General features: G+C 59.4%; 10 protein-coding genes, 5 tRNA genes and 2 pseudogenes. 7 read left to right on the forward strand and 10 right to left on the reverse strand.

Going from position 1 to position 12,998, the window contains the following annotated elements; genetic code table 11:
- The first annotated feature begins 797 nt into the window (after nucleotides 1-797).
- Nucleotides 798-2,840 (forward strand): choice-of-anchor Q domain-containing protein, encoded by a 2,043-nt coding sequence (locus tag HJB83_RS24755; protein WP_221132652.1) that lies wholly within the window; start codon nucleotides 798-800, stop codon nucleotides 2,838-2,840.
- Between the two features lie 195 nt (nucleotides 2,841-3,035).
- Here HJB83_RS24755 and HJB83_RS24760 read toward each other — a convergent pair.
- From HJB83_RS24760 to HJB83_RS24780, 5 genes and pseudogenes are all read right to left on the reverse strand, one after another.
- Nucleotides 3,036-3,245 (reverse strand): annotated as a pseudogene (locus HJB83_RS24760) (ATP-binding protein); the annotation flags it as partial.
- 62 nt (nucleotides 3,246-3,307) lie between these two features.
- Nucleotides 3,308-3,457, reverse strand: a pseudogene (locus tag HJB83_RS24765) (transposase); the annotation flags it as partial.
- Between the two features lie 66 nt (nucleotides 3,458-3,523).
- Complete coding sequence (locus tag HJB83_RS24770) at nucleotides 3,524-4,264, reverse strand: DUF4238 domain-containing protein (RefSeq protein WP_311044302.1); 741 nt, start codon at nucleotides 4,262-4,264, stop codon at nucleotides 3,524-3,526.
- 188 nt (nucleotides 4,265-4,452) lie between these two features.
- A tRNA-Arg gene (locus HJB83_RS24775) sits at nucleotides 4,453-4,529 on the reverse strand.
- 57 nt (nucleotides 4,530-4,586) lie between these two features.
- Nucleotides 4,587-4,892 (reverse strand): ETC complex I subunit, encoded by a 306-nt coding sequence (locus tag HJB83_RS24780; RefSeq protein ID WP_207584017.1) that lies wholly within the window; start codon nucleotides 4,890-4,892, stop codon nucleotides 4,587-4,589.
- A gap of 593 nt (nucleotides 4,893-5,485) precedes the next feature.
- Here HJB83_RS24780 and HJB83_RS24785 point away from each other — a divergent pair.
- Nucleotides 5,486-5,562 (forward strand) — tRNA-Pro (locus HJB83_RS24785).
- Nucleotides 5,563-5,625: 63 nt separating this feature from the next.
- Here the strand turns inward: HJB83_RS24785 and HJB83_RS24790 are convergent.
- Both HJB83_RS24790 and HJB83_RS24795 read right to left on the reverse strand, forming a co-directional pair.
- Nucleotides 5,626-6,114, reverse strand: coding sequence for a DUF192 domain-containing protein (locus HJB83_RS24790; RefSeq protein WP_207584016.1), 489 nt, complete (start codon nucleotides 6,112-6,114; stop codon nucleotides 5,626-5,628).
- Nucleotide 6,115: 1 nt separating this feature from the next.
- The gene (locus tag HJB83_RS24795) at nucleotides 6,116-6,694 is read right to left on the reverse strand and encodes a cold-shock protein (protein WP_207584015.1); all 579 of its coding nucleotides are present in this window, start codon (nucleotides 6,692-6,694) and stop codon (nucleotides 6,116-6,118) included.
- A 195-nt stretch (nucleotides 6,695-6,889) separates the two neighbouring features.
- Here HJB83_RS24795 and gloA point away from each other — a divergent pair, with 195 nt between their 5' ends.
- From gloA to HJB83_RS24820, 5 genes are all read left to right on the forward strand, one after another.
- On the forward strand, nucleotides 6,890-7,330 hold the full coding sequence (gloA, locus tag HJB83_RS24800; protein WP_221132653.1) for a lactoylglutathione lyase: 441 nt from the start codon (nucleotides 6,890-6,892) through the stop codon (nucleotides 7,328-7,330).
- A 165-nt stretch (nucleotides 7,331-7,495) separates the two neighbouring features.
- The gene (locus HJB83_RS24805; RefSeq protein WP_221132654.1) at nucleotides 7,496-8,563 is read left to right on the forward strand and encodes a D-Ala-D-Ala carboxypeptidase family metallohydrolase; all 1,068 of its coding nucleotides are present in this window, start codon (nucleotides 7,496-7,498) and stop codon (nucleotides 8,561-8,563) included.
- Between the two features lie 197 nt (nucleotides 8,564-8,760).
- Nucleotides 8,761-8,835: transfer RNA gene (locus HJB83_RS24810), tRNA-Glu, on the forward strand.
- Between the two features lie 75 nt (nucleotides 8,836-8,910).
- Nucleotides 8,911-8,985, forward strand: a tRNA-Glu gene (locus HJB83_RS24815).
- A gap of 261 nt (nucleotides 8,986-9,246) precedes the next feature.
- Nucleotides 9,247-9,321, forward strand: a tRNA-Glu gene (locus HJB83_RS24820).
- Between the two features lie 48 nt (nucleotides 9,322-9,369).
- Here HJB83_RS24820 and recJ read toward each other — a convergent pair.
- From recJ to HJB83_RS24835, 3 genes are all read right to left on the reverse strand, one after another.
- Nucleotides 9,370-11,172, reverse strand: a complete 1,803-nt coding sequence (gene recJ / locus HJB83_RS24825) for a single-stranded-DNA-specific exonuclease RecJ (protein ID WP_221132655.1) — start codon at nucleotides 11,170-11,172, stop codon at nucleotides 9,370-9,372.
- An 80-nt stretch (nucleotides 11,173-11,252) separates the two neighbouring features.
- The gene (locus HJB83_RS24830) at nucleotides 11,253-11,501 is read right to left on the reverse strand and encodes a hypothetical protein (protein WP_207584012.1); all 249 of its coding nucleotides are present in this window, start codon (nucleotides 11,499-11,501) and stop codon (nucleotides 11,253-11,255) included.
- A 161-nt stretch (nucleotides 11,502-11,662) separates the two neighbouring features.
- Nucleotides 11,663-12,988, reverse strand: coding sequence for a homoserine dehydrogenase (locus HJB83_RS24835; RefSeq protein WP_207584011.1), 1,326 nt, complete (start codon nucleotides 12,986-12,988; stop codon nucleotides 11,663-11,665).
- Nucleotides 12,989-12,998: the final 10 nt, after the last annotated feature.

Genomic DNA, 12,998 nt, shown 5'->3' on the forward strand with positions numbered 1-12,998 from the left:
CGAAACCATCGCCGCAACCGGCTCCAACGCTGCGCAAGATGAAAGCTTCGCGTTTCCGCCGGTTGCTCACACCGCGCCACTTGGCGTATTCAAAACCCCCGAGGCTCTAATCGCAGCTGGATGAAAGCTCAGTGGCAGGTCAATGCAAGCGCTGCGATTCGTGCTGCAATGTTGACGGTCGCTCCAAAGAGATCGGCTGCTCTGCGGATGACTGGGCCGTGGTTTAGCCCCGCTCGAGTGAGTAGTAGGCGGTTCTTTGCGGCATGCCTGCAGCGGCGTCCGAGTACCTGGGGATCGCTGTATCGGGCTCAGAAAACGACGGCATTGTCTTATCGCCGATCCGTTTGATGGGGGCTGATTGTGAAGTTCGAGGTGCAGCCGATTCGACGGTCACGCCCACAATTACCATCTCGATCAGTACCAATTAGCAGGGTGACACTGCAAAAAATTGCTAAATTCAGAAAAAATGTCGATTCCGCTTTTGGCGAGAGGAATCCAGTCACGCCATCAGGTTTTCTTAAAGTTTTCAATGGACGCATGTCGCTGTAGTTGCAGAAAGAATAATTCTCGGAAAGCGAGACATTTATATTGCCCCAATTTGGGCGACTCGAAATTCTGCAAATATTTCAAAACGTAACATCGGAGTGATTAAGATAATGTGGCAGCAATAAGGCTATTCTTCTCAAGCACTTACTGTCGCATTGCTGTTGCACCCTCAAAATTGTCACACTATAACCTGCCGCCGTAACGCTGGATTAACCCAAAATATTAACGGGCAGGGGTTGAGGAACAAGACCATGACAACATACTACGTAGCGACGACTGGCAGCAACAGCGGTAACGGCAGTACCTCCTCTCCTTTCCGTACGATCAGCGACGCGATGGCGTCGAACCTTAAGCCTGGCGACGAGGTCGTGGTGAAGCCCGGGACCTACAACGAGAGCATTAACATCGACAAGGACGGCTCGGCGGCAGGCAACATCACGCTTCGCTCGGAAGTGCCCGGCGCAGCACTAATCCGGCCACCAGCGGGCTCGTACACCGGGATCAGTGTCAACGGCAATTACGTGGTCATCAACGGCTTCGACATCAAGGGCGGCACCGGCGACGGCATCGAAGCGAACAACGTCCACCACATCCAAATCCTCAACAATACTGTCCATGACAGCGGGGAGTCGGGCATTCAGTTCAACCAATCGGACTTCATCCGCGTCGAAGGGAACGAGACCTACAATAACGCGTCGTCGGGCTGGTACTCGGGCATCTCAATCTACGAGAACCGGAACATTACAGGCGATACCTCGACGGACGGCTACCGGACGATCGTGCGGAACAATATCTCGCACGACAACATCACGAAGGCGGGTGCGCACACCGATGGCAACGGCATCATCATCGACGATTTCCAGAGCACGCAGTCGAGCGGTCATCCGAACTACACATTCAAGACCCTGGTCGACAACAACCTCGTCTACAATAACGGCGGCAAAGGCGTCCAGGTTACCTGGAGCGACTCCGTCACGGTGCAGAACAACACCGCATACCACAACAATCAGGACTCGGCGAACACCGGCACCTGGCGCGGCGAGCTCAGCAACTCGGCGTCGAACAACAACACCTGGGTCAACAACATCGCCGTTGCGGACCCATCGGTGAACAAGAACAACACTGCGATCGATAACACGTCTACCGGCGGCGCCAACAGCAACGTCGTCTGGGCCAACAACATCACCTACAACGGCACGGCCGGCCAGGCATCGGTCAAGACCGACGGCGGCAACGCGATGCCGAGCACGGCGAGCGGCAACAAGCTCGGCGTCGACCCGAAATTCGCGGGGGCAGCAAGCGACAACTTCCACCTCGGCTCCGGCTCGTCGGCGATCGACGGCGGAACCAGCAAGTACGGCGTCGGCTCGGTCGATCTGGACGGCCACGCTCGCATCGTTGGAACTGTCGATATCGGTGCCTACGAATCGGGCTCCAGCTCGGCACCGGGAACGCCAACCACGCCGACGCAGCCGGGAACGCCGACTACGCCGACGCAACCGGGAACGCCAACCACGCCGACGCAACCGACAACTCCAACCACGCCGACGAAGGAATTCATCGGCACCAGCGGCAACGACATCCTGCCGCACACGGGTCAGTCCAACGCTGGCAACGAAACCTTCAAGGGTCTCGGCGGCAGTGACGTGTTGAAGGGCGGGGCCGGCGCGGACGTGCTCGACGGCGGTACTGGCAACGACACGGCCAGCTATGCGGGCTCCAGCGCGGTCAACGTCAACTTGGCGACTAAGGCGGTATCGGGCGGCCAGGCCGCCGGTGACAAGATCGTCAGCATCGAAAACTTGACTGGCTCCAGCGACAACGACGTACTGACCGGCGGCAATAACGGCGGCAACGTTCTCAATGGCGGGGCTGGCGCGGACAAGCTGGACGGCGGCGCCGGCGCGGACGTCATCATTGGTGGTGCCGGAAAGGACATCATGACCGGTGGCACCGGCGCGGATACGTTTATCTTGAAGGCACCGACGGAAACCGGGTCCGGCACGAACAGCGACATCATCACCGACTTCCAGCACGGCGTCGATAAGATCAACCTCTCGGCGATAGATGCGAATGGCTCTGCGGCGGGCAATGGAACCTTCCATTTCCAGGCGCAGGAGAATGCCACTTTCGACCACAAGGCTGGCGCGCTCGCTTGGCACTATGAAGACCATGCTGGATCCGCGAGCGATGTTACCGTTATCCAGGCCGACCTGAACGGCGACGGCGTTCAAGACTTCGAGGTTCATCTGAAGGGCCTCGTCCACCTGGGGGCAGGCGATCTAATCCTGTAGCTATATCCGTTGCGGCGGTCGTCCGATCGCCGCAACAATCGTGCGGACAATCCAGAAATATGCCGACGGCGGAGTAAAAACCAGCCGCGCGGCGCGCAAAAGTCGGTTACTTCGGCGCGCGGATGAGCCGGCCGGGAGGGCGTAGCCCGAGCGGAGGTCCCATCCGCGCGCTGCGATTTTTCGACGGGTGTCAGCCGGCTTTCGGGCGCGACTTTGCGCGAGGCGATAGCCGTCGCCGTTCATCTCGAGGATGTTGACGTGGTGGGTGATGCGGTCCAGCAGAGCACCGGTCAGGCGTTCGGATCCCAAGGTCTCCGTCCATTCGTCGAACGGAAGGTTGCTGGTGATCAAGGTGGCACCTCGTTCGTCGTGTTGCGAGATCAGTCCGAACAATAATTCCGCACCGACCTAAATCGCGTCGCGATCTTTCAGGTTCGCGCCTTACGCTTTAGTTCTTTGTTTTACGCACGCCAGCGACCACCGGAACGGGCCATCCACAATAACGCATCCAGAAACAGCCGGTCGTTCGTGCGCGAACCGCGCTTGCCTTTCGTGCCGCCCGGCACAAATCTCTTGATCCGTTCCCACTGACCATCCCCAAGCGCATCGCATTCCATGGCCAATCTCCAAAATTAGCCTTGAATCTGATTTGCCCCGCCGGGGAATCCCAAATCGCTAAATCGTCACCGCGCCCTAGATGGAGGAAGAAAAGGCGCGCTTAAAGTCAAAGCCTTGCTTTTCATCCGACGCCATGTCGGCCCTGACTTGGGCCATCTGATCCTGGCGCAGGTGCCCGTGATGGCGTTCTCCTCAGTGTGTAGATACAAAATGTGTTTAGGCGATATTGGCAGGAATGCATCACTACCGGGCGCAGAAACCAAAAACGCAGGAAAGAGATAATCGGGCAGCTCCAGATAGGAATGTACTACTACTGGATTGTCGCCAACCACCGCCATGTTGTCGGGCGCCAGCGCTAGGGCCAAGTGAGCGCGGCCGAGAACGCCGGCCAACCCAACGGCGTCGATTGGGATGCCTATTAAGGCCAGATCACGCAGCGGATCTGGAAGATTTGGCGTGCCCAAAACCCTTAAATTTCTGGCTGGTTCATCTCCATCAAATCCCTTCGCTAGGGCCGATTTGAGATTAAAAATCCGGCCAGGCGCGCGCACCCATTGTAACGCTACAAATTGAATGATCTCTTGCCGCTGCGCAGCGGTTAGCCATTCCAAAGATGAACTCTCAACCACCCTCTCTAACAGCGGCGCCGCCGGGCTTTCAAATTTTCCGCCAATTGTGATCTCTATATCAGGCAACTCATCGGCTTCAAAGGATTCGAGCATGCTAGAAGATAAGGTATGGAGATCTTCAACGCCGAAGTCCTTGACCGCAGGATGAAACAGTCTGCCAGACACCTTGTCGAGCACATTGAGGTTGCGCCCCTTCTCGGGTTGATGAAGCGTTCCAGAATGGGTTGGGGAATATAGTGATGCGTAGCCATTGACCCAGTGCTCCCAACCAGCGTGGACTAGGGTTGATAAATCCTACTCAGAACTCCCCTAAACGATGCTGATGGGCGAATGCGAAAAAAGCATTACGATTTCAGATAGTTGGCTGGCGACCCCTGCAGGAATCGAACCTGCGACAACCTGCTTAGAAGGCAGGTGCTCTATCCAGCTGAGCTAAGGGGCCGTCCGGCGGTCGCGTTTACGGAGCGCGACCGGATGCGGCAGTTCTCGACGAGAAATCTCAATGCGTCCAGGGCTGCGTGCGGGTATAGCGGAAATTATCCGGATAGGCGACAACCTGGCGGACCGGATCCTTCGGCGGGATGACGCGGTATTCGATGCCGTTGCGCTGGGCGTAGGCTTCGGCCAGTTCTTGCGTTTCAAAGGTGAGTTTTACCTGCTGTCGCGTATCGCCGGACGAGGTGTAACCCATCATCGGATCAATCTTGCGCGGCGACTCCTGATCGAATTCAAGCACCCAGAGATGGGTCTTGGCCTTGCCGGACTGCATGGCGGTCTTGGCTGGACGATAGATCTTGGCAGACATGACTGCGCGTCTCCGGCTATGCGGGCATCGCCCGCCTTTGATGGTCTCAATCCCGTTGCCGGGGCACTTGCTTCATCGCTAGTGATAGCGCGAAGAGATGAATTTTGCTTATCCGCGAATCCCCGGCTTTTCAAGAAAAAAGGCAGTGTATGACGCGCCTCGACCCCATCGCGTTGATGAGGCGATGCTTCGGAAACAAGGATATCGGCAGACAGGCCGGTTGCGCAATATTACCGGTCGTCTCATGTTGTGATCACAACCTGATTGCCGCGGCCAGCCCTCGGGACTATTTACGGCTCAGTCAATTTCAGTGGATTTGCACACATGATGAGACGTTCGGCGGAGTTCAATGCCATTGTGATCGGGGCTGGCATTACGGCTTTCTTCTACGTTGCCATCAGCTACGCCCAATATATCGGCCTGCTCGAACGCGGCTGAGGAGCCTCCTCCTGATGCCCAGTTGCCCCCTCAGGGCGGACGGGCGGCCTTTCCCGATTTTATGTATACACCGACATATCAGGCGAAAACTTCGGCCAGAGCTGGATTTATGGGTTGCGACGGTGAAGTGAACCGTGTATCTCCCCGCCACGGCACGGAGTGTAGCGCAGCCTGGTAGCGCATCTGGTTTGGGACCAGAGGGTCGGGAGTTCGAATCTCTCCACTCCGACCATTCAATATCCCGATATTTTTGGATCTTTGACGGCCGCATCGCGGCTCGCACGCTTGCGCGTCGTCACTTCGTCTTCTTCGTGGTCGTGGCGCTGACGATCCTGTCGCCCGGCTTGATTCCGAGTTTGGCGACGATGCCGGCATTGAGTTCGACAACGTATTTCACCTTGCCCATCGAATCGATGATGTCGCGCGAATAAGGCACGGCCTTTTCCTTGATGTGACGGATCGCGCCGGTGTCGTCGGCAAAAAGCATGTCGAGCGGCAGGATGGTGTTTTCCATCCACATGGTGACGCGCCGCGGCTCGTCGAAATCGAAGATCATGCCGGCATCATCGGCCATCGCCTTGCGAAACATCAGTCCGTAGGCGCGCTGATCCGGAGTCGAGGCGATCTCGACAGTAAAATGCAGCAGCTTGCCCGCAGCGGTCTGGATGAGCAGCGGCTCCTTGTCGAATCGCATCTGCTCCTCGGCCAAGGCCGGCAGGGCGACCATGAAAAAAAGCGCCGTGATGGCGCTTCTGATCGCATGAAGAAGAATGAGACCGCGCATATCAATGCGACCGGCTGGCCGGGCTCGGAACGTCGGGATGGATTTCTGCGGCCATCAGGCCCTTTTCGCCGTCGCCGAAGCGGACGAGCACCACCTGGCCGGGGCGAAGCTCCGTCAAACCGAAGCGGCGGAGCGTCTCCATGTGTACGAAGATGTCTTCCGTGCCCTCGCCGCGTGTCAGGAAGCCGAAGCCCTTGGTACGGTTGAACCACTTGACGAGCGCACGTTCCAGCCCGCTCGTCGCGGTGACCTGCACATGTGTGCGCACCGGCGGCAGTTGCGAGGGGTGAACCGCGGTCGACTGGTCCATCGAAAGGATCTTGAACGCTTGGTAGCCGCGCTCGCGGCGCTGGATGAGGGCGACGATGCGCGTTCCCTCGAGGATCGTCTGGTAACCGTCGCGCCGCAGGCAGGTCACGTGCAGGAGGACATCCTGTATGCCGTTGTCGGGCACGATGAAGCCGAAACCCTTGGCGACGTCAAACCACTTGACGACGCCGGTGATTTCAACAAGATCGACCGCCTCTCCCGATAGCTCGTCGAGGTCGGAGTATTCGTTCGATGAAATCCTATCAGCCATTGTCGCCAGCCCCTCGAATACGCGTCACACTGTTACGGTTAACTGATTCTTGAAATCAAGATTAACATCTTGGTAACGGATAAGCGCAAGTCCTAGTTTTCGGTTATTCCCAACTGCACATTTTCCAAAGATGACTTGCCCGAAGCTGACCTCAGCTCGCCGAAAAAGACCAGCCCCAATAAAGGAGTAGATAGAATGCGTTATCTTCACACAATGGTACGCGTCAAAGACCTGGACGCCTCGCTCGCTTTTTACACCACGCTGTTCGGGCTGGAGGAGATTCGCCGCCACGAAAACGAGAAGGGTCGCTTCACCCTGGTTTTCCTGGCGGCTCGCGACGATCTCGACCGTGCACGCAGCGAAAAGGCTCCCTGCCTCGAGCTTACCTACAACTGGGACACGGAAGATTATAGCGGAGGACGCAATTTCGGCCACCTCGCGTATGAGGTCGACGATATTTACGCAACCTGCCAGAATCTGATGGACAACGGCATCACCATCAACCGGCCGCCGCGCGACGGGAACATGGCCTTCGTCCGCTCGCCCGACGGCATCTCGATCGAAATCCTGCAGAAGGGCAGCCCGCTTGTCGCCGCCGAACCCTGGGCCTCGATGGGCAATACCGGCGCCTGGTAAGGCTTTTCGCCGCAAGGCTTTTGCGAAGCTTGCGGCTTTTGCGATTTCGGATCCGGCCGGCGCCTTGACGCTTGCCGCGATCCGGCACCGAAGGCAATCTCCTGATGACTCGAAGCGGAAGATGGCGGTTTTCGCCCGTTTTCCGCATCAACTGGAGACTGTCGCTTGCGTAACATTGAGATGCGGATGCCCCTGACGGGCGCTTTGCTGATCGCCACTTCGGTGCTGGCGCTGTCCGGCTGTGCGTCAGACAAGAAGGCGCTCGACTCTGCGGCAGCGGTTCCAGCGGCGCAAGCCGCGGTACCGCAGCTTGCTCAGGCAGCGCCTGCAAAAAATGCCCCACGCTCAATGTACTCGGACCCCCGGCTCGTCAACGTCTCCGGCGCCCAAGCCGCGCCGCAGGTCGTCGCTGAGGGTCCGAATGCCGCCGTCCCGCCGGCCGATCCGGCGACGGCAGCACCTGCCAATATCGGCGGGCTCGTGCTGCAATCGACCAGGATCAACGCGCAGGCGATGAGCATCTTTTCGGATCATCAGCCGGCGCCGCAGAACAACGGCACGTCCACCGTCATTCAGCCGGAGGCCTATGCGCCGGTTCAAGGTGCAGTACCCGCAAGAAGCAGCGTCTACAGCCAGCCGCCTGCATCGGCACAACCGGCGGAGCCGGTGCTGCCCCAGCAATCCTCGCAGAATGGCAGCACCCAGCCTGCACCCGTTCAAACGGCGTCGTTGGCGACAGACGGCAGTCCGGCCCCGACGATGAACGCGCTCTACAGCGCGCCGAAGCAGAACCTGCTCGGCAGCCTTTCCGGCCTTCTGCACAAGGCTGCCCTGCCCGGCATGACGCGTATCGCGCCGAACGGGCTGCATCTCCAGAACGACAAGGTCGAGGTCAGCTGCTTCAAGCCCGAGCTGCTGAGTGTGATCAAGACGGTCGAAAGCCATTTCGGCCGGCCTGTTATCGTCACTTCAGGTTATCGCGACGAAGAGCATAACCGCCTGGTCGGCGGCGCCGACGAATCGATGCACAAGAGCTGCGAGGCGGCTGACGTCCAGATCGACGGCGTGACGAAATCGGATATCGCCGCCTATATTCGCTCGCTGCCGAACCGCGGCGGTGTCGGCACCTATTGCCACACGGATTCGGTCCATCTCGATACCGGCAAAACCCGCGACTGGAACTGGGGCTGCGGCGGCAAACGCGCGCCGCTGGCGACCGCAAGAGCGATCTGACGGCCGCGCAATTTTCGCATAACGTTACGAAAGCGCCGCCTCGTCTTGTTAAAGAAACAACTGGCAGCCTATTGATTCAGCTTTAATAATCAGCTCTTCGAACGCACTCGGATTTCCTGTCATTTTTTTGAAAGAAAACCGAATTGCCGCTTGCGGGATTCAAAACGCCTGACTATAAGGGCGCCACCACGAAGGAAGCGCCCTTCGTCTATCGGTTAGGACACCAGATTTTCATTCTGGGAAGAGGGGTTCGACTCCCCTAGGGCGTACCAATTTCTCTCCATATTGAAGCCATCGCATCCGCTTGCAGAAGTCTGCGCGCGGTCCTATTTTAACGGGGCCGGCCTGCGCCCTTCGTCTATCGGTTAGGACGACAGATTCTCATTCTGTAAAGAGGGGTTCGACTCCCCTAGGGCGTACCAACATCGGGCAAAAATGCCTGCGTTTGACCAAGCACTTGTATGTCTACCCCTGCGACTCACCGGAGAAGTTGCGGAGACCATATCTCAGGGATTGCATTTAACGGCTATCCTTGGAGCTTGATCGCGCTGTTTTGGCTGCATCGCCTCCCCCGCCACGTTTTTCCACAGGAGCAAAAAAATCGGCGAAAACGATGATTTTTTCGCGTCTTGGCGCTTGCGGCTTTTGAAGGTGCTGACTATAAGGGCGCCACCACGAAGGAAGCGCCCTTCGTCTATCGGTTAGGACACCAGATTTTCATTCTGGGAAGAGGGGTTCGACTCCCCTAGGGCGTACCAATTTCTTCCCTCCGAATTCCTCATCATCAGCTTTTTTGCGCGGCTGTTTTATTTTGCCGGCGCAGCATCGCAGACGCGCAGCTGGATGCGGCGGGCGCCTTGATAATGCTCGGCGCCCAGCGAACCCACCACGTGCAGGCTGGCGCCGCGTGAGTTGAGGAGAAGATTACCAAGTGGCGTATCGGCGGCGCGGAAGGCGATGCCGTCGAGCCGCGATCCGTCCATTGCCTCCATCGTCACCTTCACATGTTTCTCGCCGACCAGGCGCGCGTCGCTCACACGATGTGCCGGCACGGCAAAGAGCGGTTGTGCATGGCCGGAGCCATATGGGCCGGCGGCCTCCAGGCGGTCGATGAGTTCGAGCGTGGCGCCGCTGGCGCCGATCGCACCGTCGATCTTCAGCGTCTCGTTGGCGACGAGGTTCGCCACAGTCCTTGCCGACTTCTCGGTGAAGAAGGTCCTCAGCCTGCCGAGATCGGCGCGCTCGACCGTCAGCCCGGCGGCCATGGCGTGGCCTCCGCCCTTGACGAGGATCCCCTCGTCGACGGCAGCCCGCACCATCCTGCCCATGTCGAAGCCGTTGATGGAGCGGCCCGAGCCGGTGCCGCGGCCGGAAGGATCGAATGCGATTGCAAAGGCGGGGCGTTTGAACTTTTCCTTCAGCCGCGCGGCGATCAGCCCGACGATGCCGGGATGCCATTTCTCATGGGCGGTGACGATGACGGAGGCGCCCTCGCCGTCGCCATATTCGGCGAGCGCCTCGGCTTCCGCCTCCTGCAGCATGATGGTCTCCATCGCCTGGCGCTCGCGGTTGAGCTCGTCGAGGCGCTGGGCGATCACATCAGCCTCCCCGGCGTCGTCGAGCGTCAGCAGCCGGCTTCCGAGTGCCGCATCGCCGATCCGCCCGCCGGCATTGATGCGCGGGCCGATCAGGAAGCCGAAATGATAGGGTGTCACCGGGCCTGCGAGCCCGGCCTTGCGGAAGAGGGCTGCAAGCCCGGCATTGCTCTGGTGGCGGGCAGCGACCAGCCCCTTCACCACATAGGCGCGGTTGAGGCCCTTCAGCGGTACGACATCGCAGACCGTCGCCAGTGCGACGATATCCAGCCATTGCAAGAGGTCGAGCGCGAGGATGCGCTTGTTGCCGGCGGCGCGTAGCAGCCTCAGCGTCGCGACCAGCACCATGAAGACCACACCGGCGGCGCAAAGATGCCCCTGCCCCGAGAGATCGTCCTCGCGGTTCGGATTGACGAGCGCATGGCAGGGCGGCAGCTCATGTGTCACCTGGTGGTGATCGATGACGACGACATCGATGTTGCGGGCGGCGGCGGCGGCCAGCGCCTCGTGGCTGGTCGAGCCGCAATCGACAGTGACGATCAACCGGGCGCCGTTGTCGATCAACTGGTTGATCGCCGCCGGATTGGGGCCGTAACCTTCAAAGACGCGGTCGGGAATATAGATGTTCGCCTTGACGCCGAAATGGCTGAGGAAGCGAAACATTAGCGCCGAGGAGGCCGCGCCGTCGACGTCGTAGTCGCCGAAGATCGCAACGCTCTCGCCGCGCTCGATGGCGCTCAGGAGGCGGGTTGCCGCCTTTTCGCAATCGGTCAGCCTATGGGGATCGGGCATCAGGCTGCGGATCGTCGGATCGAGGAATTCGATCGCCTCGTCCACCGTCACGCCGCGCCCGGCCAGCACGCGAGCGATCAGATCCGGCAGGCCGTGGATCTGCGACATGGCGAGCGCCCGGTTCTGCCCGGCCTGGTCGAGCCGCGCGACCCAGCGATTGTCGAGCGCGGATTTCTCCACGCCGAGAAACGCGCGCTGTACCGGATCAACGAGATCTGCCATGCCACACTCCGCTGACTTCATCTGCTCTTTCTACAGAAGCAGCGGAGATAACATAGCGATGGATTTGCAGACACGGATTTTTACCAGAACACCGCCCAGACGATCACGGCGATGCCGCCCAGTTGCACCAGCATGACCGAAAACAGCGTTAGCAGAATGGCCCAGTTGCGGCCTTCTGTCTGCTCATCGTCGCCGTCAGGCTCATCAGGAGCCTCTTGACGAATTTCACGGTAGGTCGGCTTGAGCATTTCCTCAAGCATATCAGGACGGTCCGGCGGCACCTCGCCCGGGCAGCCATACCCTTTCCCGGCGTGGCTGTCCTTGCTCATGAAATTCTCCACGCAGACGACTCACCAATCTCCGGTTTAATTATATCAATATTTCGGTATTTGTTAATATAGACTTCCGTAAGGGGAGGTTGAAAAAATTACAGAAAAACCGCCCTGTCGAGACGGGGCGGTTCAACGGGTGTCCACACGATCGGGAGGGCTCAGCCGTCCTCTTTCGGCCGCTCGATTCGAATCACCTGCGGCTCGCCGAAGAGATAACCTTCCGACTTGATCGAGGCGACGGCCTTGCGCACCGACTCCTCCATCGTCGCATGGGTGACAAGAATGATCGTCTGGTGGTGCGACGGCGCCAAATGCTGCTTCGAGCGTTGGACGATCGATTCCAGCGAGATGTTGTTTTCGGCCATTCGGGTTGCGACGCTGGCAAAGACGCCGGTGCGGTCGAGCACGGTCAGGCGGATGAAATACCCGCCCTCGTGGCTCTGCATCTGCGCCTTGCGGTAGGGTTCCAGCGCCTTTGCGGGATGGCCGAGCACCGGCACGCGCTGGGCGCCCGGCTGGCTTTTGGCGATATCGGCAATGTCACCGAGCACAGACGAGGCTGTGGCATTGCCGCCGGCGCCGGGGCCGACCATCAGCAGTTCGCCGAGCACGTCGGATTCGATCGCCACCGCATTGGTGACGCCGTCGACCTGGGCAATGACCGAATCGACCGGCACCATGGTCGGGTGAACGCGTTGCTCGATGCCGGTATCGGTGCGCTGGGCAACGCCCAGCAGCTTGATGCGATAACCGAGCTCGGCGGCAGCGTGGATATCCTCGATCGAGATGTTGGTGATGCCTTCGAGATAGATGTCATCGGCGGCGATGCGATTGCCGAAGGCAAGCGTCGTCAGGATGGACAGCTTGTGGGCGGTGTCGTTGCCCTCGATGTCGAAGGCCGGATCGGCCTCGGCATAACCGAGGCGCTGCGCTTCCTTCAGGCACTCGGCGAAGGAAAGCCCCTCCTTCTCCATCTTGGTCAGGATGTAATTGCAGGTGCCGTTCATGATGCCATAGATGCGCGAGACGGAATTCCCGGTCAGCGATTCACGCAGCGCCTTGATGACGGGGATGCCGCCGGCGACTGCCGCCTCGAAATTCAGCAACGCGCCCTTCTCCTCGGCGATCGTTGCGAGCTCGACGCCGTGATAGGCAAGCAGCGCCTTATTGGCTGTCACCACATGGAGACCACGCTGGAGTGCGGCGCGCACGGAAACGTTGGCAGCCCCTTCGGCGCCGCCCATCAGCTCGACGAAGACGTCGATATCGCCCTTTTCAGCAAGCTCTTCCGGCCGGTCGAACCAGGTGACAGTGGCAAGATCGATGCCGCGGTCCCTCGCCCTGTCACGCGCGGAAACCGCGGTAATGGTGATCGGACGCCCGCAGGTGACGGCAAGCTCGTTGCTCTTCTGCTGGATGATGCGGACTAGCGAGGCGCCGACGGTGCCCAAGCCCGCAATGCCGATTTTGAGGGCATCTGCCATAGATTTATCC

The sequence above is a fragment of the Rhizobium sp. NZLR11 genome, assembly GCF_019685115.1.
In the GTDB taxonomy this organism is placed as follows: Bacteria; Pseudomonadota; Alphaproteobacteria; order Rhizobiales; family Rhizobiaceae; genus Rhizobium.

Bases quoted from the DNA above. Each gene is read 5' to 3' on its own strand.
- HJB83_RS24755 (WP_221132652.1), top strand. From the start codon at position 798: ATGACAACATACTACGTAGCGACGACTGGCAGCAACAGCGGTAACGGC.
- HJB83_RS24780 (WP_207584017.1), bottom strand. From the start codon at position 4,892: ATGTCTGCCAAGATCTATCGTCCAGCCAAGACCGCCATGCAGTCCGGC.
- HJB83_RS24790 (WP_207584016.1), bottom strand. From the start codon at position 6,114: ATGCGCGGTCTCATTCTTCTTCATGCGATCAGAAGCGCCATCACGGCG.
- HJB83_RS24795 (WP_207584015.1), bottom strand. From the start codon at position 6,694: ATGGCTGATAGGATTTCATCGAACGAATACTCCGACCTCGACGAGCTA.
- gloA (WP_221132653.1), top strand. From the start codon at position 6,890: ATGCGTTATCTTCACACAATGGTACGCGTCAAAGACCTGGACGCCTCG.
- recJ (WP_221132655.1), bottom strand. From the start codon at position 11,172: ATGGCAGATCTCGTTGATCCGGTACAGCGCGCGTTTCTCGGCGTGGAG.
- HJB83_RS24830 (WP_207584012.1), bottom strand. From the start codon at position 11,501: ATGAGCAAGGACAGCCACGCCGGGAAAGGGTATGGCTGCCCGGGCGAG.
- HJB83_RS24835 (WP_207584011.1), bottom strand. From the start codon at position 12,988: ATGGCAGATGCCCTCAAAATCGGCATTGCGGGCTTGGGCACCGTCGGC.